Raw genomic sequence first — 22,202 nt, forward strand, 5'->3', positions numbered from 1 at the left:
GACCCCGGTGGTGCGTGGCAGATACTGGTGCGCATGGCTTACGACGATCTGCGCTCCCTGCTCAGGGCGCTGGAGCGCGAGGGCGACCTCAAGCGCATCAAGGCCGAGGTCGACCCCTACCTGGAGGTCGGGGAGATCGTCGACCGGGTGCAGAAGTCCGGCGGCCCCGCGTTGCTCTTCGAGAACGTGAAGGGCTCGGCCATGCCGCTGGCCATGAACGTCTACGGCACCGATCGACGGCTGCTGAAGGCGCTCGGCCTGAAGTCGTACGCCGAGATCAGCGACCGGATCGGCGGGCTGCTCAAGCCCGAACTGCCGCACGGGTTCGTGGGCGTGCGCGAGGCGTTCGGCAAGCTCGGCGCGATGACGCACGTACCGCCGAAGAAGGTGAAGAGCGACAGCGCGCCCGTGCAGGAGGTCGTGCTGCGCGGCGACGAGGTCGACCTCGACCGGCTGCCGGCCCTGTTCACCTGGCCGAAGGACGGCGGGTCCTTCTTCAACCTCGGGCTGACCCACACCAAGGACCCGGTCAGCGGGGTGCGCAACCTCGGGCTGTACCGCCTCCAGCGCCACGACAGGCGCACCATCGGCATGCACTGGCAGATCCACAAGGACAGCCGCAACCACTACCAGGTGGCGGCCAGGAGGGGCGAGCGGCTGCCGGTCGCCATCGCCTTCGGGTGCCCGCCCGCCGTGACGTACGCCTCCACCGCCCCGCTGCCCGGTGACATCGACGAGTACCTGTTCGCGGGGTTCGTCGCGGGCAGGCGGATCGAGATGGTCGACTGCAAGACCGTGCCGCTGCAGGTGCCCGCGCAGGCCGAGGTCGTTCTGGAGGGCTGGCTGGAGCCCGGCGAGATGCTGCCGGAGGGGCCGTTCGGCGACCACACCGGCTTCTACACCCCGCAGGAGCCGTTCCCGGCGCTGACCATCGACTGCGTGACGATGCGCAGGCGCCCGCTGCTCCAGTCGATCGTGGTCGGGCGCCCCCCGACGGAGGACGGTCCGCTGGGCCGCGCGACGGAGCGCTTCTTCCTGCCCCTGCTGAAGATCATCGTGCCGGACATCGTGGACTACCACCTGCCCGAGGCGGGCGGCTTCCACAACTGCGCGATCGTCTCGATCGACAAGAAGTACCCCAAGCACGCCCAGAAGGTGATGCACGCGATCTGGGGGGCGCACATGATGTCGCTGACCAAGCTGATCGTGGTCGTCGACGCCGACTGCGACGTGCACGATCTGCACGAGGTCGCCTGGCGGGCCCTGGGCAACACGGACTACGCCCGCGACCTCACGGTCGCCGAGGGCCCCGTCGACCACCTCGACCACGCCTCCTACCAGCAGTTCTGGGGAGGCAAGGCGGGCATCGACGCGACCAGGAAATGGCCCGAGGAGGGCTACACGCGAGACGGCGGGTGGCCGGACATGGTCCTGTCGGACCCCGATACGGCGGCCCTGGTGGACCGCCGCTGGAAGGAGTACGGCCTGTGAGCAGCGCCTCCGCGGCACTTCCGCAACCGGGACGCACCAAGGCGTTCCTGCGCCTGGTGATGATCGAGCACTCGGTGTTCGCGCTGCCCTTCGCGTACATCGCCGCGCTGACGGCGATGTACACGTGGGACCGGAACATCCACTGGGAGCGGCTGCTGCTGGTCACCGTCTGCATGGTGGGTCTGCGCACCTTCGCCATGGCGGTCAACCGGATCATCGACCGGGAGATCGACGCCCGCAACCCCCGCACCGCGCACCGCGAACTGGTGACCGGCACGATGTCCGTCCGCCACGCCTGGACGGGCGCCCTGATCGCCGTCGTGGTCTTCCTGGCCGCCGCCGCCCTGCTCAACCCGCTCTGCCTGGCCCTCGCCCCCATCGCGGTGATCCCGATGGTGGTCTACCCCTACGGCAAGAGGTTCACCGACTTCCCGCAGGCCATCCTGGGCCTGGCCCAGGCGATGGGCCCGATCGGCGGCTGGCTGGCGATCAGCGGCGAGTGGAACTGGAAGGCGGTGGTCCTCGGCCTGGCCGTCGGCATCTGGATCGGCGGCTTCGACCTGATCTACGCCTGCCAGGACGTCGAGACCGACCGTGAGATCGGCGTGCGGTCGGTCCCGGCCCGATTCGGCATCCCGGCCGCCATCTGGGGAGCCAGGGCCTGCCACACCGTCACCACCGCGCTGCTCGTCTGGTACGCGGTCGTCACCGGCGCGGGCACCTTCTTCTGGCTGGGCCTGGTCGTGGTGGCGGGCGCCTTCGTCTACGAGCACTCGATCGTCCGCCCGCACGACCTGTCCCGCCTGAACAGGGCGTTCTTCAGCGTCAACGGGTTCATCGGGATCGCCCTGTTCCTGTGCGCGCTGCTGGACCTGCTGGTGCGGGGCCTGTCGGTCTGAGTACCCCGCATCCCGGTACGCTCAAGACGTGAACGCAGGAGAAACGCAGCGCACGCCTTGGATCGTGGGGGTGTCCGGTGCGTCCGGGACGCCGTACGCGGCCGCTGTGCTGCGGGCGTTGCTGGACGCCGGGGAGAGTGTCGACCTGGTGGTCAGCCGGGCCTCGCGACTGACCCTGCTCGACGAGACCGGCATCTCCTTCCGGGACGCCCACTGGCGCGACGACCTGCGCGAATGGCTGGCGCGCGGGGCCGACGGCAAGCCGGGCGCCTTCGACGCCGACGTCGACCGGGTGCGGTACTGGAACGCCGGCGACCTGGCCGCGGGGCCGTCGTCGGGGTCGTACCCCGCGAAGGGCATGCTCATCGTGCCGGCCTCCACGGCCTGCGTGGCCGGGGTCGCGCTCGGACTGTCGAAGGACCTGCTGCAGCGGATGGCGAGCGTCACCCTGAAGGAGCGCCGGCCGCTGGTCGTGGCCGTTCGGGAGACCCCGTTGAACGGACCGACGCTGCGGCACCTGGTCGCACTGGACGACGCGGGCGCCACCGTCCTGCCCGCCTCTCCGGCCTTCTACGCGGGGGCGACGCACATCCAGGACCTGGTGGACTTCGTCGCCGGCCGCGTGCTCGACGCGGTGGGAGTCGCGCACACCCTCTACCGGCGGTGGGAGGGCGGACTCGGCGGCGCCGGCGGCACCGCCTGAGCCCGCGTCCAGCTCCCACCCATCCCTTGTCACCTCATCAGAACTCTTCAGCGGAAGGCTCGATCGCATGGACGCGGTGGACAGGCAGCTCATCCAGGCTCTGAGGGAGAACGGCCGGGCCTCCTACGCGGAGCTGGGGCGCCTCGTCGGACTGTCGGGACCGAGCGTCACCGACCGCATCAACCGGCTGGAGGCGGCCGGTGTCATCACCGGCTACCGGGCCACCGTGGACGCCGCCTCGCTCGGTCTCGGCGTCACCGCCCTGATCGGCATCTCGCTCTCGGACGCTGCCGACCACGAGGACGTGGCGCAGCGGCTGAAGGATCTGCCCGAGATCGAGGACTGCTGGTTCATCGCGGGCGACGACTCCTACATGCTCAAGGTGCGTGCCGCGGACGTCGACGGTCTGGAGAGGATCATCCGGCGGCTGTCCGGCACCAAGGGCGTCTCCCGGACCCGTACCACCATCGTGCTGTCCACGAAGTGGGAGAACCGGGTCGGGGAGCTGCCGGAGGAGGTGTAGGCATAGGGTTGGGCGTGCTGTCGGAGAAAGGTGTTGGCATGGACGTCGGGCTCAAGCGCGAGCTGGAGGAGAAGGTCCGTTCCGGTGAGCGGCTGACCCGTGAGGACGGCATCGCGCTGTACGAGTCGGACGACCTGGCCTGGCTCGGCGGCCTGGCGCACGAGGTGCGCACCCGCATGAACGGCGACGTGGTGCACTTCAACGTCAACCGGCACCTCAACATGACGAACGTGTGCACCGCGTCCTGCGCGTACTGCTCCTTCCAGCGCAAGCCGGGCGAGAAGGACGCGTACACGATGCGCATCGAGGAGGCGGTGAAGCTCGCCAAGGCGATGGAGTCGGAGAACCTCACCGAGCTGCACATCGTCAACGGCCTCCACCCCAACCTGCCCTGGCGCTACTACCCGCGCTCCCTGCGCGAGCTCAAGGCGGCCCTCCCCGGCGTGTCGCTGAAGGCGTTCACGGCCACCGAGATCCACCACTTCGAGACCATCTCCGGGCTCTCCGCCTCCGAGATCCTCGACGAGCTGATCGACGCCGGCCTGGAGTCGCTGACCGGCGGCGGCGCGGAGATCTTCGACTGGGAGGTCCGTCAGCACATCGTGGGCCACCGCACCCACTGGGAGGACTGGTCGCGGATCCACCGCCTGGCGCACGAGAAGGGCCTGAAGACCCCGTGCACCATGCTCTACGGCCACATCGAGGAGCCCCGCCACCGCGTCGACCACGTGCTGCGGCTGCGTGAACTCCAGGACGAGACCGGCGGCTTCCAGGTCTTCATCCCGCTGCGCTACCAGCACGACTTCGTCGACATGAAGGACGGCAAGGTCCGCAACCGGCTCCAGGCCCGCACGACGATGGCCACCGGTGCGGAGGCGCTGAAGACCTTCGCCGTCTCCCGGCTGCTGTTCGACAACGTCCCGCATGTGAAGGTGTTCTGGGTGATGCACGGCGTGCAGACCGCCCAGCTCGCGCTCCAGCACGGCGCGGACGACATGGACGGCTCGGTGGTCGAGTACAAGATCACGCACGACGCGGACGACTTCGGCACCCCGAACAAGCTGACCCGCGAGGACCTGCTGGAGCTGATCCGTGACGCGGGCTTCCGCCCGGTCGAGCGCAACACGCGCTACGAGATCATCCGGGAGTTCGACGGCCCGGACCCGGCGCGCCGCGAGTCGCCGCAGCCCATGCGGGTGTGAGCTCGTCGCGCACCCGGATGTGAGCCCGCCGCCGGCGCGGGTGTGAGCCCATCGGGGCGCGGTACCCGGCGGGCGTGAGTCCACGTACATCGGCGGGCGCCGGCGCGCCCGAGGAGGCGTACACCGCCGAGCCCTTCGTGCCGCAGCGCGGCGGGCTGCCGGCGCTGCGCCGGGCCGCCGCCGACTGCCGGGGCTGTCCGCTGCATCTGAACGCCACGCAGACGGTGTTCGGCGCCGGGAACGCGGACGCCCGGGTCATGCTGGTCGGCGAGCAGCCGGGGGACCAGGAGGACCGGCAGGGCAAGCCGTTCGTCGGGCCCGCGGGGCGGCTGCTGGACCGGGCGCTGGCCGAGGCGGGCATCGACCCCGGCGAGGCGTACGTCACCAACGCCGTCAAGCACTTCAAGTTCACCCGGGCCGAGCCGCGCAAGCGCCGTATCCACAAGGCGCCGAGCCTGCGGGAGATGACGGCGTGCGGGCCGTGGCTCGCCGCCGAGCTGACGGTCGTGGACCCCGAGCTGATCGTGGTGCTCGGGGCGACCGCCGGGAAGGCGCTGCTCGGTCCGTCGTTCCGGGTGGGCGAGGTGCGCGGCACCGTCCTGGAACGGGAGATCCACGGGCGGCCGGAGCGGCTGGTGCCGACCGTGCATCCGTCGTCGGTGCTGCGGGCGCAGGACGACGAGGACCGAAAGGCGGCCTATGGGGGGCTGGTCGCGGATCTGAAAGTGGCGGCGAGGGCCCTGGCGTAATAGATACACTCGCCTCATGCCCCTTACTTTCACGCTCGACCCCTCCGTGAACCGCGCGCTGCGCGACGGCATCCTCGACCTGTGGAGCGACGTGACGGACGCGGGCGGCGCGGTCGGCTTCGTGGCGCCGGTGACCCCGGTGACGCGCGAGGAGATCCGGGCCGAGCTGGTGCGGCACTTCGTGGCGATGGCCGAGGGCCGCGCCCGGCTCCTGGTCGGCCACGACGAGGAGGGCCGCGTCGCCGCGACGGCCTTCCTGACCCGCAACACCCATCGGCTGATGACCCACTGGCTGTGGCTCTACACGGCCCTGGTGCACCCCCGGCACCAGGGCCGCGGCCACGGACGGGACCTGCTGGCGGCCGCCGAGGACGCGGCCCGCGGCATCGACGGCATCGAGGCGATCCGGCTCACCTGCCGGGGTGGGCTCGGCCTGGAGCGGTTCTACGCCTCCTGCGGCTACAAGGAGGTCGGCCGGGTGCCCGGCGCCATCCGCGTCGCACCCGGCGACGAACGCGACGACGTGATCATGCTTCTGCCGCTGGCCTGAGGGTTTGCCCGCTTTGGCACCCCCGTGAAAGATCCGGTGCCGGGCGTGCTTCACTGAATGCTGGGCCGTTGGACCTTCTCCCCCCATGGATACGGAAGAGTGGATTGAGATGCTCCGCTACACACTGATGCGCCTCGGGATCTTCGTGGGCTGCCTCGTGGTCGTCTGGGGCCTCGTCCGACTCGGCATCGCCCCGCGCGGCCTCGGCAGCTCCAACGGCCTGTGGATCGCCCTGCTCGCCCTGGTCGTTTCGGCCCCGATCAGCTTCGTCGCCCTGCGCAAGGAGCGGGACCGGGCCTCGGCGCAGGTCGCCCGGCGGGTGGACCGGATGAAGGCGAACATGGAGGCCAGCGCCGGGGTGGAGGACCTGGCGGACGAGCAGGCGCGGGCCCGGTCCCAGGCGTCCTGATCCGGCCGGAACGACCGCGCACGGCCGCTTCCGGGATCTGCGGGCGGCGCGGCGAACCGTAGGCTTGCCCCCATGGGTGCCGTGAAGACCAAGCGGATGCCGCGGGCCGTTCGCGAACAGCAGATGCTCGACGCCGCCGTACGGACCTTCGGGCGGCGCGGATACATGGCCGCGTCCATGGACGAGATCGCCGAACTCGCGGGCGTCTCCAAGCCGTTGGTCTACCTGTATCTGAACTCCAAGGAAGACCTCTTCAGCGCCTGCATACGCCGTGAGGCCGCCGCGCTGACCGACGCCGTGCGCGCCGGGGTGCGCGTCGACGCGCCCGCCGACCGGCAGCTCTGGGAGGGGCTGCGGGCGTTCTTCACGCACACCGCGCGACACCCGGACGGCTGGGCGGTGCTGCACCTCCAGGCGCGCACGCACGGTGAGCCGTTCGCGTCCGAGGTGGCCGCGATGCGTGCGGAGATCGTGGCCTTCGTCACCCAGCTGATCGCCGTCACGGCCCGGGACGCCCACGGCGACCCCGATCTGCCCGAGCGTGAGGTCGCCGGGCTCGCCGAGGCCCTGGTCGGCGCCGCCGAGTCCCTGGCCGCCTGGGCCAACACCACCCCGGGCGTCACCGCCCGCCAGGCCGCGGCCACCTTGATGAACTTCGCCTGGGCCGGCCTGGGCAACCTCATGGAGGGCCGGGTCTGGTCGCCACCGGGGGAGCGGCCCGTGGGTCACAAGGGATAGACCTCCCCGGCCACCCGCACCCGGTCCGACCGGTCCCGCAGTTCGAATCGCCGGCCCCGCGCCGCGTACGTCACCGTCCCCGGCAGCAGCACCGGCGCCCGGAACTCGGCGCGTACGGCGCAGGAGTCGGACGTGCCGCGCGCGGCGAGACAGCGGGCCACGGTCCACATGCCGTGCGCGATCGCGCGGGGGAAGCCGAACGGCCGGGCGGTGAGCGGGTGGAGGTGGATCGGGTTGCGGTCGCCGGACGCGGCGCCGTACCGCCGTCCGAGGTCGCCGGGCAGGTGCCACTGGGCGACGGCGGGAAGGGGCCGCCGTGCCTCCCCGGCCGGCTCGGGGGTCCCGTGCCCCGTGCGGTGCCGGGCCAGATACCGGCTCCTCGACTCCCAGACGACGTCCCCGCCGGCCCGCATCTCCGTCACGACGACGGCCTCCGTGCCCCGCCGGTGCAGCACCGTCCCCTCGACGTACACGGTCAGTTCGTACTCTCCGGTGGCCGCGAGCGCCCGGTGCCGCGTGATCTCCAGCGAGGTGTGGACGAGGCCGAGCAGCGGCAGCGGGAAGTCCCGTCCGCTCATCAGCCGCATGGCGAGCGGAAAGCCGAGCACCTGCGGATACGTCACCGGCAGGGTGCCGTCCCCGGCGGGACCGGCAGCGAACCCGCACACCTGTTCGTACGCCGCCAGGCGGGCCGGGTCGGCGCGCAGCCCCGGCAGGACGAGCCGGACGCGCGGAAACCCGCCGCCGGCGCCGGGCCGCTTGAAGGGCGACAGCAGGGCCCCGCGCAGGAGGAGGGGCGGAAGTGCGGGAGGCCCGGTGAGGACGATACGCATCACGCCCCCCGTCCCTGTGGGCCGGCCTCGATCAGCCGAGGGCCTGCGGCCATGTGCGACTCCCGTGCGACTGAGGATGTACTTACTCTAGAGTAATGTTACCGAAGGTAAGGCCATGTCGTGGATGAGGAGCCGACCGGGACGAGCCCCGTGCGCGACATCGCCCGCGGAGCGGCCCGCGGACACCGCTTGCTGACGTCCAAGATTGCACAGCCCCGTTCCCGGACCATCTCCCAACCCGCCCCGAACCCGCACGGACTCCCCACGAGCGCGCCGTACGATCCGCATGCAACCGGCGGTAACACCGAAGACCGCACAGCCGCGCACGCACCACCGGTGAACGACTCGGTCCGCACCGCGCGTACCCCTATGCAGCAGAGCGGCAGTCGCCGCCGGCCCCAGGAGCTGCCATGCCCATCTCGTACTCGTCGTCCCCGTCGCCCTCCGGCTCCGCCGTGCCGCCGTCCGCCCCGGAGCGCGACCACGGCTACGACTACGACCCCGAGGGCGGCCCGGTGCTCGTCGCGCCGGAGACCCGGCGGCTGAACGGCGAGGTGCGCGAGGCGTACGTACCGCCGCTGGTGTCGCGGGTGACGCACGGCTCGCTGGCCGACCTGCCGTTCGAGAACGCGGCCGCGGACCCGGCCCGCCGGGTCCTGAGCCGGCGGGCCGCGGGCGGCGGCTGGACCCATCTGACGGCACAACAGTTCGCCGACCAGGTGCGGTCGGTGGCGCAGGGCCTGATCGCCGAGGGCCTGATGCCGGGCGACCGGATCGCGGTCATGGCCCGCACCACCTACGAGTGGACGCTGCTGGACTTCGCGGCCTGGGCCGCGGGCCTGGTCACCGTCCCCGTCTACCCCACCTCCTCCCTCTTCCAGACCCGTTGGATCCTCCAGGACTCCGGCGCCGTCGCCCTGGTGACCGAGACGGCCGGGCAGGCGGCGGCCCTCGGCCCGGAACGCGACCGCCTGCTGGACCTGCGCCACATCTGGGTCGTCGAGCAGGGCCACGTCGACCGCCTGGCGGAGGCGGGCGCGACCGTCCCGGACCAGGAGGTGGACGTGCGCCGGGGCATGCTCGGCCCCGACACCCTGGCGACCCTCGTCTACACCTCCGGCACGACGGGCCGCCCGAAGGGCTGCGCACTGACCCACCGCAACTTCCTGGCCGAGGTCGACAACGCGATCGAACTCCTCTACCCGGTCTTCCGGAGCAGGACGACGGAGGAGCCCGCGACGCTTCTCTTCCTCCCCCTCTCGCATGTCTTCGGCCGCATGGTGGCGGTCGCCTGCGTCCGGGCCGGGGTACGGCTGGGGCATGCGCCGAGCCTCGCGGCCGAGGACCTGCTGGCCGACCTGGCGAGCTTCCGGCCGACGTTCCTGCTGGCCATCCCGTACATGCTGGAGAAGATCTACAACAACGCCCGGGCCACGGCGGAACGGAGCGGCCGGGCGTCCTCCTTCGACCGCGCCGCCAGGGTGGCCCGCCGCCACGGCGAGGCCGTCGAGGCCCGCCGGCACGGCACGGGCCCCGGACCGAGCCGCGTCCTGCGGACGGCACGGGCCTTCTACGACCCGCTCGTCTACCGCCGGATACGCGGCGCACTGGGGGGGCGGCTGCGGCACGTCATCTCCGGCGGCTCCCCGCTGGGCCGCCGCCTGGCCGCCTTCTACGCCGGGGCGGGCATCGAGGTCTACGAGGGGTACGGACTGACGGAGACCACGGGCGCGGCCACGGTGACGCCCCCGGACCGGCCCCGCCTGGGGACGGTCGGCTGGCCGCTGCCGGGCACCCGGGTGCGCATCGCCGCGGACGGCGAGGTGCTGCTCAGCGGCGACCAGGTGTTCCGCGGCTACTGGGACCCGAACGCCGGCGGGGTGGTCCCCGCGACGCACGACGGCTGGTTCCCGACGGGGGACATCGGCCGCCTGGACGACGAGGGCTATCTGACGATCACCGGCCGGAAGAAGGAGATCCTGATCACGGCGGGCGGCAAGAACGTGGCGCCGGCACCCCTGGAGAACTGGCTCCGCTCCCACCCCCTGATCTCCCAGTGCATGGTCCTGGGCGACGGCCGCCCCTACGTCTCCGCGCTGATCACCCTGGACCCGGAGGGCATCACCCACTGGCGCCGGATGAACGGCAGGCACCCGGTGCCGCCGGAACTGCTGACCGGCGACCCGGAGCTGGCGGCGATCCTGCAACGGGCCGTGGACGAGGCCAACAAGCTGGTCTCCCGCCCCGAGTCGATCCGCCGCTTCGCCGTGCTGCCCGTGGACTTCACGGAGGCGGCGGGCCATCTGACCCCGTCGATGAAGCTGCGGCGGGAGGCGATCATGCGGGACTTCGCGCGGGACGTGGAACGGCTGTACGAGACGTGAGCCCGGCCGGGCCGGTGACGGTGGCGCTCACGCCTCGTGCGGAGCCGTGAGGGGAGGCTTGCGGGCGATCAGGAAGGCCTGGGGGACCGGCTCCCCGAGCGCCTCGTCCGGCTCGCGCACGGTCCGGGAGCGCAGCGCGAAACCGGCCCCGGCCAGGAGCGCGGCGATCCGGTCCGGCCGCCGCCGTTCGAAGTCCAGGGAGACCGGACGGCCGAACGGCCGCTCGTGACGGCGCGGCTCGTCGCCGACCTGGAAGGCGATCAGCAGGTGCCCGCCCGGTGCGAGCACGCGGTGGAACTCCTCGAAGAGAACCGGCAGCCGGTCCAGGGGCGTGTGGATGGAGGAGTACCAGGAGACGACACCGGCAAGCCCGCCGTCGGGAAGCTCCAGCTCCAGCATCGAACCCTGCTCGAACCGCAGCCCCGGGTTCTCCCGGCGGGCGATGGCGAGCATCGACGCCGACAGGTCCAGCCCGAACACGCGCATCCCGAGCGCGGCGAGGTGTGCCGTGACCCGTCCGGGCCCGCATCCCAGGTCGGCGACCTCGCCGTCCTTCCCCACGAGCTCCGCGAAGGCCGCGAGCACCGCCCGGTCCAGGGGCGTGGCGGCGACGATCCCGCGGAAGAGCTCGGCGTAGTCCTCGGCGATGGCGTCGTAGAAGGTCCGGGTGCTGGTGAGGAAGTCCGTCGTCATGGTCGGGGACTCTAGAGGCGCCCACTGACAACGCACGCCGCGCGCGGGCGGACGGTTCGGAGGATCGCGGAGAAAGAGTTCGCGGAGAATTCATCCGGGGCCGGCCCCGGGTACGGGCCGTCGTTCCGCAAAGGCAGGAGCCCCGTCGCCTTGCGGCGCGGGGCTCCTTGGGTACTGCGCTCAGGTCTGGTACTGCGCGAGATTCGCTCAGACCGGGGTGACGTTCTCCGCCTGCGGGCCCTTCGGGCCCTGGGTGACGTCGAAGGACACCTGCTGGTTCTCTTCGAGAGAGCGGAAACCGGTCGCGTTGATCGCGGAGTAGTGGACGAAGACGTCGGGGCCGCCGCCTTCCTGGGCAATGAAGCCAAAGCCCTTTTCGGCGTTGAACCACTTCACGGTTCCGGTAGCCATAAGCCCTCCTTGGGCCCAAAGGGTCGCCCTGCTCCAGAACCTGCAATGTGAAAACGAGATCGCCGCACAACTGCATATGTCTGAAAACGACCAGAGCCCGCGGTCACATGCTCCGCAGGCTCTGTACTGCAAGGGAAACCAAAACTGCAACTTGGTGGCGAGCCTAGCACGCGGGCGTGGGAACGCAATAGAGGTCAAGATCACGTCACCCGGACGTTTGAAGGCTCTGGCGAGAGGTTGACGCAGAGCATTTGATGGAAGTAGAGCGGTGCTTCGGCCGGACGGGTGAGAGCCGGGGCGGGCCCGCGCCGGTCGAGGGGGTGGGGACGGGAGCGTATCGGCCAGGGTCTAGTCTCGCGATGTGGACAATTCTCGCACCCGGCCGCGCGTCGGCCACATCCAGTTCCTCAACTGCCTGCCCCTGTACTGGGGGCTCGCGAGAACGGGCACGCTCCTCGATTTCGAGCTCACCAAGGACACTCCGGAGAAGCTCAGCGAGCAGATCGTGCGGGGAGACCTCGACATCGGCCCGGTCACCCTCGTGGAGTTCCTCAAGCACGCCGACGACCTGGTCGCCTTCCCCGACATCGCCGTCGGCTGCGACGGCCCGGTGATGTCGTGCGTGATCGTCTCGCAGATCCCGCTGGACCGGCTCGACGGCGCCCGTGTCGCCCTCGGCTCGACCTCCCGCACTTCCGTCCGCCTGGCCCAGCTGCTGCTTGCCGAGCGGTTCGGTGTGACACCGGACTACTACACCTGCCCGCCCGACCTGAGCCTGATGATGCAGGAGGCGGAGGCGGCCGTGCTCATCGGCGACGCGGCCCTGCGCGCCAACCTCCACGACGGCCCCCGCTACGGCCTCGACGTGCACGACCTCGGGCAGCTGTGGAAGGAGTGGACCGGCCTGCCGTTCGTCTTCGCGGTCTGGGCGGCCCGCCGCGAGTACGCCGAACGGGAGCCGTTGCTCACCCGCAAGGTGCACGAGGCGTTCCTGTCCTCCCGCGACCTGTCCCTGGAGGAGGTCGGCAAGGTCGCCGAACAGGCGGCCCGCTGGGAGGCCTTCGACGAGAAGGTCCTTCAGGAGTACTTCACCACCCTCGACTTCAGCTTCGGCGGACCGCAGCTGGAGGCGGTCGCCGAGTTCGCCCGCCGGGTCGGCCCCACGACGGGCTTCCCGGCGGACGTGAAGGTCGACCTGCTGCGTCCGTAGCGGGCCCGGGCCGCGGGAAGTCCCTGGGGGGCTCCGCCGTTCGGCACTACCCTGCTGAGGGAGTCGTACGGGGGAGGACGCACGCATGCAGCCGCTGGGACCCGACGAGCCCACCGTCGTGGGGCCCTACCGGCTGCTCGGCCGGCTGGGCTCCGGCGGTATGGGCCGTGTCTATCTCGGCCGCAGCGCGGGCGGCCGCACGGTCGCGGTGAAGATCGTGCATCCGCACTTCGCGCTGGACGAGCAGTTCCGGGCCCGGTTCCGGCGCGAGGTGGCCGCCGCGCGCCGGGTGGGCGGCGCCTGGACGGCCCCCGTGCTGGACGCCGACCCCGAGGCGCCCGTGCCCTGGGTCGCCACCGGTTACGCGGCCGGTCCCTCCCTCGCGGCGGCGATCGCGGACGCGGGGCCGCTGCCCGCGCATTCCGTACGGGGCCTCGTCGCCGGTCTGGCCGAGGCGCTGACGGCGGTGCACGAACTGAGCCTGGTGCACCGGGACGTGAAGCCGTCCAACGTGCTGCTCACCCTCGACGGCCCGCTGCTGATCGACTTCGGCATCGCCCGCGCCATGGCGGGCACGGCGTCCCTGACCTCGTCCGGCGTCTCGATCGGCTCGCCCGGCTACATGGCGCCCGAGCAGATCCTCGGCAAGGGCGTCACCGGCGCGGCGGACGTCTTCTCCCTGGGCGCGGTCCTGGTCCACGCGGCGACGGGTGAGCCGCCGTTCCCCGGCGACTCCTCGGCGGCGCTGCTCTACAAGGTCGTCCACGAGGAACCGGAGCTGGACCGGCTGGCCGACGCCGAACTACGAGAGCTGGCACGGGCGTGCCTCGCCAAGGACCCGGCCACCCGCCCCGCCCCCGCCGCGATCGCCCGCCGCCTCGCCCCCGAGGGCGCGGCCCGACTGGTGGCCGGCGGCTGGCTCCCGGGACGGCTGGTCGAGCAGGTCAGCCGCGGCGCCGTACAGCTGCTGAACCTGGAGGCCGAGCACAGCGAGCCGGCCGGACCTGCCGTACCCGCCGGACCGGCCGAGTCGGCTGAATCCGCTGAATCGGGGTCCGGTCCGACGGGGTACAGCGGGGCGGCGGTCGCCTCTCCCGGAGGCGGTGTGCGGGAGGGGAGCGGGCCCACCGGTTCCGGACCGGAGGCCTTGACACCCGAAGCGCCGCCGGTGCCCGGGGTGTTCGGGCCGCCGCCCGTGATGCCGGCGGCCCCCTCCGTACCTCCGCCGAGAGCGTCCGCCACGACCCTGCCGCCCCGGCCCGGACAGCAGACGACGCCAGCCTTTCCCGCCGCGCCCGGCCCCGATGCGCCGGGCCCCTCGGGCGAGGCCGATCGGCGGCCGGGACCCGGGTCCGGGTCCGGCAGGTTCTCCGTCACCGTGTCGGCCGGGTCGGCACCCGGGAATGCGGGCCGGGGGCGGCGGCTGAGCTGCGGTGTGGTGCTCGCGGTCGCGGCAGCGCTGGCGGTGGTGACCACGGTGGGCGGGGTGCTGCTCGACCAGCTTCACGGCGGCGGGTCCTCCGGCACCGGTGGCACGCCTCCCGCGGACACCGGAAGCCGGCCGCCCGCGTCGTCGACGGCCGCCGCCGTGCCCAAGGCCTACCTCGGCACCTGGCGCGGCGCCGGCACGGTGACCGCGGCCGGGGTGGACATCCCCGGCGGCACCTACGACATCGTCGTACGCCAGGCCGCGCCGGGCGGCGTCGTCGGCTCGGTGACCCAGACGGACGCCCTCGGAGACGCCTGCGTCGATGTCCTCACCCTGAAGTCCGTCACCGACAAGGAACTCGTGGCCGTCGGGCGGGGCAAGAAGGGCAACCCCTCGCACTGCGTCCCCGACGCCCATGTGGTCCGCCTCCGCCCCGACGGCGCCGACGCACTGCGGTTCACCTCCGAGGACCCGAAGGCCGGCAACCCCAAGGCCCGTGTGGAGCGCGTGAACTGATCCGCGCGCGCCGCCCGCGACCGGGCCGGCGACGAACAAAGGCTCCTTGAGTACCCGGTGGACGAGGAAGGCTTTCCCCGTCCACCACGAAGACGTCCTCGTCGGCGGGCAGATCCGACCCCGGGACCGGGACGGGGACCGTGCGTGCACCGCCGGGCCGTCCGCGCCCGGCCGGGGCGGCCTGGCGTCGGCCCGGTGAACGCGCTGGCATAAGCTGGCCGGGTCTGTCCACCCTGACGAATCCTGCGAAAGGGACCGCCGGTGTCCGAGAAGGCCGACCTCGCTTCTGTTGATGTCACAGCCGTCCTCGACCGTGCCGCCGCCGGCGGGCGGATCACCCCCGAGGAAGCGCTCGAGCTCTACCGCCGTGCGCCGCTGCACGCGCTGGGCGCCGCCGCCGACGCCGTGCGCCGCCGCACGTACGCGGGCACCGAGCACATCGCGACGTACATCATCGAGCGCAACATCAACTACACGAACGTGTGCGTCACCGCGTGCAAGTTCTGCGCCTTCTACGCCGCTCCCAAGGACACGGAGAAGGGCTGGACCCGGGATCTGGACGACATCCTGCGGCGGTGCGCCGAGACCGTCGAGCTCGGCGGCACGCAGATCATGTTCCAGGGCGGCCACCACCCGGACTACGGCGTGGAGTACTACGAGAGGCACTTCCGCGCCATCAAGGAGGTCTTCCCCCAGCTGGTCATCCACTCGCTGGGCGCCTCCGAGGTCGAGCACATGGCCCGGATCAGCGGGGTTTCCGTCGAGGAGGCCATCACCCGGATCCACGAGGCCGGGCTCGACTCCTTCGCCGGCGCCGGCGCCGAACTCCTTCCCGAGCGGCCGCGCAAGGCCATCGCACCGCTGAAGGAGTCCGGTGAGCGCTGGCTGGAGATCATGGAGACCGCGCACCGGCTGGGCGTGGAGTCCACCTCCACCATGCTGATGGGCACCGGCGAGACCAACGCCGAGCGCATCGAGCACCTGCGCATGATCAGGGACGTCCAGGACCGCACGGGCGGCTTCCGCGCCTTCATCCCGTACACCTACCAGCCGGAGAACAACCATCTGAAGGGCCGTACGCAGGCCACGATCTTCGAGTACCTGCGGATGATCGCGATCGCCCGCCTCTTCCTGGACAACGTGATGCACATCCAGGGCTCCTGGCTGACCACCGGCAAGGACGTCGGCCAGCTGACCCTGCACTACGGCGCCGACGACCTCGGTTCGATCATGCTGGAGGAGAACGTCGTCTCCTCCGCCGGAGCCAAGCACCGCTCCAACCGGATGGAGATCATCGAGCTGATCCGCAGGGCGGGCCGCGTCCCGGCCCAGCGCTCGACGACGTACGAGCACCTCGTCGTCCACGACGACCCGGCGAACGACCCGGTCGACGACCGCGTGATGTCCCACATCTCCTCGACCGCGATCGCGGGTGGCACCGCGCACCCCGAGCTGAAGCTGCTGGCGTCCAACTAGGCGCGCCGTGCTCACACTTCACTTCGCCGAGCACTCTCCGGAGGCGGCCGTCCTGGTCGACGGCGCGACCGTGGTCGCCGTCGGCCCGTACGAGGAGCTGGCCGCCGCCGAGCCCCGGGCGAGGGTGCGGCGCTGGCCCGGCATCCTCACGCCGGGGCTGCTGAACCCGTACGGTCCCGAACTGCTGGAGGCCACCTACCACCCCGACCCGCGCGAGGCCGGCGTCCTCGGCACCGAGCCCATCGGCGGGGCGCGGGCGAAGGAGATCTTCCGCAGCGATCCCGCGCGCCTCGGCGCCAGCGCGCGACGCGGGGTGCAGCGGATGCTGGCGCACGGCACGGTGGCGGTGGCCGGGGAGTTCCGGTCGCGGGCCGTGGCCGACGCGGTGCGCCGCACCGGGCTCGCCGTGGGGCAGCGGCCCGAGCGCCTTCCGGGTCCGGCGGCGCTGTCCCCGACCCCGCTGGTCCTGCTGCCGCGGCTGGTCCCGGGCGGGCCCGCCCGTTTCGCCGTGTTCGACGTCGCGGACCGGGCCGAGCTGGTCCGCCGAGGCGCCTCCACGTGTGTGGCGACCGTGATCGGCGGACGGCTGGTGTACCGGGGCCGCTGAGCCCGTTGCGCACCCCCGCCTGCCACAATGGGCCCGTGACCCGCGCATCCCTGGAGAAGCAGCCGCACGAAGTCGCCTCGATGTTCGACGGCGTGGCGGAACGGTACGACCTGACCAACGACGTGCTGTCCCTGGGACAGGACCGGCGGTGGCGCAAGGAGGTCGCCAGAGCGGTCGACGCCCGGCCGGCGCAGAAGGTCCTCGACCTCGCCGCCGGCACGGCCACCTCCTCGCTGCCCTTCACCCGCGCCGGCGCCTACGTCGTCCCCTGCGACTTCTCCCTCGGGATGCTCCAGGTCGGCAAGAGCCGGCACTCCTGGCTGCCGTTCACGGCCGGCGACGCCACCCGGCTGCCGTTCAAGGACGACACCTTCGACGCGGTCACCATCTCCTTCGGGCTGCGCAACGTCCAGGACTTCGACACGGCGCTGCGCGAGATGCACCGGGTGACCCGGCCCGGCGGCCGGGTGGTGATCTGCGAGTTCTCGCACCCCGCCTGGGCGCCGTTCCGCACCGTCTACACCGAGTACCTGATGCGCGCCCTGCCGCCCGTGGCGCGCGCGGTGTCCTCCAACCCCGACGCGTACGTCTACCTCGCCGAGTCCATCCGTGCCTGGCCCGACCAGCCCGCGCTGGCCGAACGGCTGCGCACGGCGGGCTGGTCGCAGGTGGCCTGGCGCAACCTCAGCGGCGGCATCGTGGCCCTGCACCGGGCTTTCAAGGCCTGAGCGTCCCGCCGGGCAGCCCTCCTCATGTGGGGGTGACGGCTGCGGGGGTGACGGCGTAGGAGTGGCCCGGCTCCTCCAGTTCCCGCGGCAGACCGCCCGCGGGCGGTCTCGGCACGCGCGGCTCGCGGACGCCTCCGCCGCCCTCGCCCAGGCCGAAGTCGAACCACACGTACACCATGGAGTCCCGGGGCACCTCGGCACCGGGCTGCGGGTACTGGCGTACGACGTAGTCGACGACGGTCAGGTGGAAGTCGGGGCGGTCGGGAGCGTTGAGGAACAGGCCCCGTGCCCGGGCGGTCTCGCGCGCGTCCACGGCCATCAGTCCGACCAGGCGCGGAACACGCACTTCCGGTGTCTTGGGTGTTATGTGCACAGACGTCACCCCCAGCGGTACCGGAAGGGTAACCGGCCGGGGTGCCGCCCGGAAGCGTCAGGTGTCTTTCCGTGACAATTGAATACGTACCGTCACGACGTGCCGAGGTCGAGCCGGTAGCAGTGGCCCTCACGCCGCAACTCGGGGGTCACGAAGGTCTCCTCCAGGCGCATGCCGAGGCGCCGGGTGACCGCGATGGACCGCGCGTTGCGTGCGTCCACCATGGCCACCACCGTCGGCAGTCCCACCGCGCGCAGCCGCTCCAGGGTCATCCGGGCGGCGGCGGTGACGTATCCCCGGCCCCAGTACGCCCGTCCGAGCCGCCAGCCGATCTCGGTCTCGCCGACCGGACCCCAGTCGCCCGGCCACGGCTGGGCGCCGGTGAAACCCAGGACGGTGCCGGACTCGTCCAGCATCGTCCAGAGGCAGAAGCCCCGTTCGGCGTCGTGCCGGCGCTGGCGGGCGGTGAGCTCCTCGTAGACGGAGAGCCCGGCCGACCTGCCGCCGTGGAACTCCATGACCTCCGGGTCGTCGAAGATCCGGTGCCAGGCGACGGCGTCCTCGTCGGTGGGGACGCGCAGCCTTACGACGGGGAGGGCTCGGTTCACGGGGCATCCCTTCGACCGGTTGATCAATTCCGCTGAATAGACTGCCCATGTCCAGTGCCGGTCGGCACGCAGATTTCGAATTTGGGGAGATCCCGCCGTGACCGTCGTGACTGAGCCCCTCTCCGAGAACACCGCTGATGTGATCGTCGTGGGAGCGGGGCCGGCCGGTTCCACCACCGCGTATCACCTCGCGCGGGCCGGTCTCGACGTGCTCCTGCTGGAGAAGACCGCGTTTCCCCGCGAGAAGGTCTGCGGCGACGGTCTCACCCCGCGCGCCGTCAAGCAGCTCGTCGCCATGGGCATCGACATCTCGGAAGAGGCGGGCTGGCTGCGCAACAAGGGGCTGCGGATCATCGGAGGCGGTGTCCGGCTCCAGCTGGACTGGCCGGAACTCGCCTCCTTCCCCGACTACGGACTCGTCCGCAAGCGCGACGACTTCGACGAGCAGCTCGCCCGGCAGGCCCAGAAGGCGGGCGCGCGGCTGTTCGAGCGCTGCAACGTCTCCGGGCCGATCGTCGACGACCGCACCGGCCGCATCACCGGGGTGAAGGCCAAGCTGGGCGAGGAGAAGCGCGAGGTCACCTTCCACGCGCCGCTCGTCGTCGCCGCCGACGGCAACTCCACCCGTCTGTCCCTGGCCATGGGCCTGCACCGCCGCGAGGACCGCCCGATGGGCGTGGCCGTGCGGACGTACTTCACCTCGCCGCGCCACGACGACGACTACCTCGAGTCGTGGCTGGAGCTGTGGGACCGGCGCGGCTCCCAGGACCGCCTGCTGCCCGGCTACGGCTGGATCTTCGGCATGGGCGACGGCACGTCCAACGTGGGCCTCGGCGTGCTCAACACCTCCGCCGCCTTCAAGGAGCTGGACTGGCGCGAGATCCTCAAGGCGTGGTGCGCCTCCATGCCCGAGGACTGGGGCTACACGCCGGAGAACATGACGGGACCGATCCGCGGTGCCGCGCTGCCCATGGCCTTCAACCGCCAGCCGCACTACACACGCGGGCTGCTGCTCGTCGGTGACGCGGGCGGCCTGGTGAACCCCTTCAACGGCGAGGGAATCGCCTACGCCATGGAGTCCGGCGCGCTCGCCGCCGACGTCATCGTCCAGGCGCACTCCCGCGGCACGGCCGCCGGGCGCGAACTCGCCCTCCAGCGCTACCCGCGCGTCCTGAAGGACACCTACGGCGGCTACTACACCCTGGGCCGGGCCTTCGTGAAGCTCATCGGCAACCCGAAGGTCATGCAGATCGCCGCCCAGCGTGGCCTGACCCACCCGGTGCTGATGAAGTTCACCCTCAAGCTGCTGGCGAACCTCACCGACCCCACGGGCGGCGACGCGATGGACCGCATCATCAACGGCCTGAGCAAGGTGGCGCCGAAGGCGTGAACCGTCGCGGGACGGGATGACGCGGAGGCCGGCTCGTTCCCGAGCCGGCCTCAACCACGTCTGCCCAAAAGCGGTTCGGGCCCTTCAGGGTGCGTTTCGGTTCCGTCCGGGGCGAACCGGGCGAACCGGGAAAGCCGGAAGGGCCGCTGCCCCCGAGCGGCTGCGGCCCTTTCACCCCGTACGGCTCCGTGCGCTGTCTCAGAGCACCCGGACCGCGCCGGTCGGCGGGTCGTACGACAGCGGCTTCTCCACGATGCCCGTGGAGGAATTCTGCGCGCCGACGAACATACCGTCACCGACGTACACAGCCACGTGATACGCGCTGCCCGCGCCGCCCCAGTAGAGGATGTCGCCCGGTTGCAGGTTGGACAGCGACACCTGGGTGCCGGCGGTCGACTGGTCCTGCGAGACGCGCGGCAGGCTGATGCCCACCTGCTTGAAGGCGGCCTGCACCAGACCGGAGCAGTCGTAGGCGCTGGGGCCGGTGGCGCCCATGACGTAGGACTTGCCGATCTGCGCCTTGACGAAGGAGATCACGGTCGCGGCCGAACCGGTGGCACTGGACGTGCTCGTGGAGACGGAGGCGGAGGTGTCGGAGCCCGCGGAGGCGGTCAGCGTGGCCCGCGCCGTGCTGCGGGAGGCGCGCTCGGCGGCGGCCTTGCGAGCGGCGGCCTCGGCGGCCTTCTTCTTGGCCGCGGCCTCGGCCTCGGCCTTCTTCTTCGCCTTCGCCAGGTCCGACTTGGCCTGCTTCGCGGCCTTCGCGGCGGCCGCGTCGCGCTCGGCCCGGAGCTGGTAGTTCGCGGCAGCCTGCTGCGTGGCATCCGCGGACTGAGCGACCTGAGCGGCCAGGTCGGCCGTCAGCGTGGGCAGTTCGAGGGTCTGGGTGACCGGCTCGGCCGCGTTCGCCGACGAGGCGGACGCACTGGCCACCGCCAGGGTGCCGAGGACGCCACCGGCAACTCCGGCCCGCATCGCGATTTTCGACGCGCTACGGCGGGGCTTCCGGTGGCTGCGTATGTGAGCGGTGTGGGACATGGGAACAACCGGTATCAGGGGCTCCTTCATATCTTCAAGAAACGTGTGCTGCGCCACATTTACTCAACGGGGAGCCAGAATCCCGGGCGTGCCGCTCTTTATTGACGCCGTAACGGACATTGCGGACGCACGTGATCATGCCTGTGATCATGTCCTTTCGCTGTTACGCCCGAATTGCCCTCCCGCCTATCACTGGTGGGGACGGTTGGCCAAGCCCGGTTCTCATGGTGTTCTCATGGATGTGGCGGAGGTCACGGAACGGTCACCGCGCCGCCCTGCGTCTGTGCATCAGGCCCACGCGCGATCGCGCGAGGCAGTGTGAGAGCTATGACTGTTTGATGAGCTGAAGTCCCTTTCATCACAACAGTCACCGAAATCTCGTCGGCCTCAGCGGACTCGCAGGCCTCTCCTGTTGCTCACTCACGCCTCTTCCGCTGACGGGTGCTCGCTTGTGAAGCGGTGAACGTGTCCACTTCCCGTTCCGGCGTCCCTCCGAGGTGTGAAAAGCAGCCCTATATCAAGGCCTTGACGGCCCTCGCCACTTTGCGGCGGGCGCTGGCCGTCTGATAGTGCAGACCCCCTCTCACCTGCAAATACGAGGTAAAATGTAACCAGTGGTGATCGCTCAGGTGCTTCGAGTGCGAAGATCACCGCTCATCCGCCTTGATGATCGTTCGTCAGGTGGTAGAGATCACAAAGCTCGAGTAATACCCCGTGTCGCAGATCACAGAGCGTCGGGCATAAGATGCCCTGCAGTTGGGCTTGTGACCTGCTTCACATGTTCTCGATCTTCGCGGGGCCGGCGGGGGTGGTGGGACAGACGAGACGGATCCGAGTCCAGCGCAACCGCCAGCAGTCAGTGCCGACTGAGAGGAGCGAGGAGCGGTGAACGCGTATGCGCCCATCCTCGTACTGGGAGCCCTCGGGGCAGGCTTTGCGATCTTCTCCGTGGTCATGGCCACGCTGATCGGTCCGAAGCGGTACAACCGCGCCAAGCTCGAAGCGTACGAGTGCGGCATCGAGCCGACCCCCACGCCGGCCGGCGGCGGGCGCTTCCCCATCAAGTACTACCTGACGGCGATGCTCTTCATCGTCTTCGACATCGAGATCGTCTTCCTCTACCCCTGGGCGGTCACCTTCGACGCCCTGGGTGTTTTCGGGCTCGTGGAGATGCTGCTCTTCGTGCTCACCGTCTTCGTCGCCTACGCGTACGTATGGCGGCGCGGCGGCCTGGAATGGGACTGA

The 22,202-nt window shown here is 71.1% G+C and carries 23 protein-coding genes; 17 read left to right on the forward strand and 6 right to left on the reverse strand.

The window, feature by feature from the left end:
* The first annotated feature begins 33 nt into the window (after positions 1 to 33).
* The 9 genes from ACWDUZ_RS13125 (at position 34) to ACWDUZ_RS13165 (ending at position 7,264) form a co-directional block, all read left to right on the forward strand.
* Complete coding sequence (locus tag ACWDUZ_RS13125; RefSeq protein WP_451631903.1) at positions 34 to 1,491, forward strand: menaquinone biosynthesis decarboxylase; 1,458 nt, start codon at positions 34 to 36, stop codon at positions 1,489 to 1,491.
* Positions 1,488 to 2,390, forward strand: coding sequence for a menaquinone biosynthesis prenyltransferase MqnP (mqnP, locus tag ACWDUZ_RS13130; RefSeq protein WP_451631904.1), 903 nt, complete (start codon positions 1,488 to 1,490; stop codon positions 2,388 to 2,390). The genes ACWDUZ_RS13125 and mqnP overlap by 4 nt, the downstream gene beginning before the upstream one ends.
* Positions 2,391 to 2,418: 28 nt before the next feature.
* Positions 2,419 to 3,093 carry a UbiX family flavin prenyltransferase gene (locus tag ACWDUZ_RS13135; protein ID WP_451631905.1) on the forward strand — a complete coding sequence of 225 codons (675 nt, stop codon included), beginning with the start codon at positions 2,419 to 2,421 and terminating at the stop codon, positions 3,091 to 3,093.
* A 67-nt stretch (positions 3,094 to 3,160) separates the two neighbouring features.
* On the forward strand, positions 3,161 to 3,616 hold the full coding sequence (locus ACWDUZ_RS13140; RefSeq protein ID WP_451631906.1) for an Lrp/AsnC family transcriptional regulator: 456 nt from the start codon (positions 3,161 to 3,163) through the stop codon (positions 3,614 to 3,616).
* Between the two features lie 38 nt (positions 3,617 to 3,654).
* Positions 3,655 to 4,818 (forward strand): aminofutalosine synthase MqnE, encoded by a 1,164-nt coding sequence (mqnE, locus tag ACWDUZ_RS13145; protein ID WP_451631907.1) that lies wholly within the window; start codon positions 3,655 to 3,657, stop codon positions 4,816 to 4,818.
* Between the two features lie 74 nt (positions 4,819 to 4,892).
* Entirely contained in the window at positions 4,893 to 5,567 is a 675-nt protein-coding gene (locus ACWDUZ_RS13150; protein WP_451631908.1) for a UdgX family uracil-DNA binding protein, read from the forward strand.
* Between the two features lie 16 nt (positions 5,568 to 5,583).
* On the forward strand, positions 5,584 to 6,117 hold the full coding sequence (locus tag ACWDUZ_RS13155; protein WP_451631909.1) for an N-acetyltransferase family protein: 534 nt from the start codon (positions 5,584 to 5,586) through the stop codon (positions 6,115 to 6,117).
* A 109-nt stretch (positions 6,118 to 6,226) separates the two neighbouring features.
* Positions 6,227 to 6,526, forward strand: a complete 300-nt coding sequence (locus ACWDUZ_RS13160) for a DUF4229 domain-containing protein (protein WP_451631910.1) — start codon at positions 6,227 to 6,229, stop codon at positions 6,524 to 6,526.
* Between the two features lie 72 nt (positions 6,527 to 6,598).
* Positions 6,599 to 7,264 carry a TetR/AcrR family transcriptional regulator gene (locus ACWDUZ_RS13165; RefSeq protein WP_451631911.1) on the forward strand — a complete coding sequence of 222 codons (666 nt, stop codon included), beginning with the start codon at positions 6,599 to 6,601 and terminating at the stop codon, positions 7,262 to 7,264.
* On the opposite strand, the gene ACWDUZ_RS13170 is transcribed toward ACWDUZ_RS13165, so the two are convergent.
* Positions 7,252 to 8,097, reverse strand: a complete 846-nt coding sequence (locus tag ACWDUZ_RS13170) for a MaoC family dehydratase (protein ID WP_451632007.1) — start codon at positions 8,095 to 8,097, stop codon at positions 7,252 to 7,254. The two genes, ACWDUZ_RS13165 and ACWDUZ_RS13170, sit on opposite strands and share 13 nt — an antisense overlap.
* Before the next feature lie 410 nt (positions 8,098 to 8,507).
* Here ACWDUZ_RS13170 and ACWDUZ_RS13175 point away from each other — a divergent pair, with 410 nt between their 5' ends.
* Positions 8,508 to 10,481, forward strand: a complete 1,974-nt coding sequence (locus ACWDUZ_RS13175) for an AMP-dependent synthetase/ligase (RefSeq protein WP_451631912.1) — start codon at positions 8,508 to 8,510, stop codon at positions 10,479 to 10,481.
* A gap of 27 nt (positions 10,482 to 10,508) precedes the next feature.
* Here ACWDUZ_RS13175 and ACWDUZ_RS13180 read toward each other — a convergent pair whose 3' ends face one another.
* Positions 10,509 to 11,174 (reverse strand): class I SAM-dependent methyltransferase, encoded by a 666-nt coding sequence (locus ACWDUZ_RS13180; RefSeq protein WP_451631913.1) that lies wholly within the window; start codon positions 11,172 to 11,174, stop codon positions 10,509 to 10,511.
* A 207-nt stretch (positions 11,175 to 11,381) separates the two neighbouring features.
* Positions 11,382 to 11,585, reverse strand: a complete 204-nt coding sequence (locus ACWDUZ_RS13185) for a cold-shock protein (RefSeq protein WP_004984723.1) — start codon at positions 11,583 to 11,585, stop codon at positions 11,382 to 11,384.
* Between the two features lie 361 nt (positions 11,586 to 11,946).
* On the opposite strand from ACWDUZ_RS13185, the gene ACWDUZ_RS13190 reads away from it, so the two are divergent.
* The 5 genes from ACWDUZ_RS13190 to ACWDUZ_RS13210 all read left to right on the forward strand — a co-directional run bounded on the left by ACWDUZ_RS13190 (position 11,947) and on the right by ACWDUZ_RS13210 (position 17,551).
* Positions 11,947 to 12,795, forward strand: coding sequence for a menaquinone biosynthetic enzyme MqnA/MqnD family protein (locus tag ACWDUZ_RS13190; RefSeq protein WP_451631914.1), 849 nt, complete (start codon positions 11,947 to 11,949; stop codon positions 12,793 to 12,795).
* 85 nt (positions 12,796 to 12,880) lie between these two features.
* On the forward strand, positions 12,881 to 14,740 hold the full coding sequence (locus ACWDUZ_RS13195; RefSeq protein WP_451631915.1) for a protein kinase domain-containing protein: 1,860 nt from the start codon (positions 12,881 to 12,883) through the stop codon (positions 14,738 to 14,740).
* A 261-nt stretch (positions 14,741 to 15,001) separates the two neighbouring features.
* Positions 15,002 to 16,216 carry a cyclic dehypoxanthinyl futalosine synthase gene (gene mqnC / locus ACWDUZ_RS13200; RefSeq protein ID WP_451631916.1) on the forward strand — a complete coding sequence of 405 codons (1,215 nt, stop codon included), beginning with the start codon at positions 15,002 to 15,004 and terminating at the stop codon, positions 16,214 to 16,216.
* Between the two features lie 7 nt (positions 16,217 to 16,223).
* Complete coding sequence (locus ACWDUZ_RS13205; protein ID WP_451631917.1) at positions 16,224 to 16,823, forward strand: imidazolonepropionase-like domain-containing protein; 600 nt, start codon at positions 16,224 to 16,226, stop codon at positions 16,821 to 16,823.
* 35 nt (positions 16,824 to 16,858) lie between these two features.
* Complete coding sequence (locus ACWDUZ_RS13210; RefSeq protein ID WP_451631918.1) at positions 16,859 to 17,551, forward strand: demethylmenaquinone methyltransferase; 693 nt, start codon at positions 16,859 to 16,861, stop codon at positions 17,549 to 17,551.
* Between the two features lie 22 nt (positions 17,552 to 17,573).
* Here the strand turns inward: ACWDUZ_RS13210 and ACWDUZ_RS13215 are convergent, their stop codons facing one another.
* Complete coding sequence (locus tag ACWDUZ_RS13215) at positions 17,574 to 17,897, reverse strand: PASTA domain-containing protein (RefSeq protein ID WP_451631919.1); 324 nt, start codon at positions 17,895 to 17,897, stop codon at positions 17,574 to 17,576.
* Between the two features lie 119 nt (positions 17,898 to 18,016).
* Entirely contained in the window at positions 18,017 to 18,532 is a 516-nt protein-coding gene (locus tag ACWDUZ_RS13220) for a GNAT family N-acetyltransferase (RefSeq protein WP_451631920.1), read from the reverse strand.
* A gap of 97 nt (positions 18,533 to 18,629) precedes the next feature.
* Between ACWDUZ_RS13220 and ACWDUZ_RS13225 the strand changes: the two genes are divergently transcribed.
* Positions 18,630 to 19,922 (forward strand): geranylgeranyl reductase family protein, encoded by a 1,293-nt coding sequence (locus tag ACWDUZ_RS13225; RefSeq protein ID WP_451631921.1) that lies wholly within the window; start codon positions 18,630 to 18,632, stop codon positions 19,920 to 19,922.
* Positions 19,923 to 20,120: 198 nt separating this feature from the next.
* On the opposite strand, the gene ACWDUZ_RS13230 is transcribed toward ACWDUZ_RS13225, so the two are convergent.
* Positions 20,121 to 20,957 (reverse strand): C40 family peptidase, encoded by an 837-nt coding sequence (locus ACWDUZ_RS13230; protein WP_451631922.1) that lies wholly within the window; start codon positions 20,955 to 20,957, stop codon positions 20,121 to 20,123.
* An 885-nt stretch (positions 20,958 to 21,842) separates the two neighbouring features.
* Here ACWDUZ_RS13230 and ACWDUZ_RS13235 point away from each other — a divergent pair.
* Positions 21,843 to 22,202: an NADH-quinone oxidoreductase subunit A gene (locus ACWDUZ_RS13235; protein WP_007383963.1), complete on the forward strand. Its 360-nt coding sequence runs from the start codon at positions 21,843 to 21,845 to the stop codon at positions 22,200 to 22,202.

The sequence above is a fragment of the Streptomyces sp. NPDC003393 genome, from assembly GCF_053589015.1.

Excerpts from the sequence above, each read along its gene's own strand:
- ACWDUZ_RS13160 (WP_451631910.1), top strand. The coding sequence starts at position 6,227 with ATGCTCCGCTACACACTGATGCGCCTCGGGATCTTCGTGGGCTGCCTC.
- ACWDUZ_RS13230 (WP_451631922.1), bottom strand. The coding sequence starts at position 20,957 with ATGTCCCACACCGCTCACATACGCAGCCACCGGAAGCCCCGCCGTAGC.
- ACWDUZ_RS13185 (WP_004984723.1), bottom strand. The coding sequence starts at position 11,585 with ATGGCTACCGGAACCGTGAAGTGGTTCAACGCCGAAAAGGGCTTTGGC.
- ACWDUZ_RS13180 (WP_451631913.1), bottom strand. The coding sequence starts at position 11,174 with ATGACGACGGACTTCCTCACCAGCACCCGGACCTTCTACGACGCCATC.
- mqnE (WP_451631907.1), top strand. The coding sequence starts at position 3,655 with ATGGACGTCGGGCTCAAGCGCGAGCTGGAGGAGAAGGTCCGTTCCGGT.
- ACWDUZ_RS13175 (WP_451631912.1), top strand. The coding sequence starts at position 8,508 with ATGCCCATCTCGTACTCGTCGTCCCCGTCGCCCTCCGGCTCCGCCGTG.
- ACWDUZ_RS13170 (WP_451632007.1), bottom strand. The coding sequence starts at position 8,097 with ATGCGTATCGTCCTCACCGGGCCTCCCGCACTTCCGCCCCTCCTCCTG.
- ACWDUZ_RS13165 (WP_451631911.1), top strand. The coding sequence starts at position 6,599 with ATGGGTGCCGTGAAGACCAAGCGGATGCCGCGGGCCGTTCGCGAACAG.
- ACWDUZ_RS13195 (WP_451631915.1), top strand. The coding sequence starts at position 12,881 with ATGCAGCCGCTGGGACCCGACGAGCCCACCGTCGTGGGGCCCTACCGG.
- ACWDUZ_RS13140 (WP_451631906.1), top strand. The coding sequence starts at position 3,161 with ATGGACGCGGTGGACAGGCAGCTCATCCAGGCTCTGAGGGAGAACGGC.
- ACWDUZ_RS13125 (WP_451631903.1), top strand. The coding sequence starts at position 34 with ATGGCTTACGACGATCTGCGCTCCCTGCTCAGGGCGCTGGAGCGCGAG.
- ACWDUZ_RS13155 (WP_451631909.1), top strand. The coding sequence starts at position 5,584 with ATGCCCCTTACTTTCACGCTCGACCCCTCCGTGAACCGCGCGCTGCGC.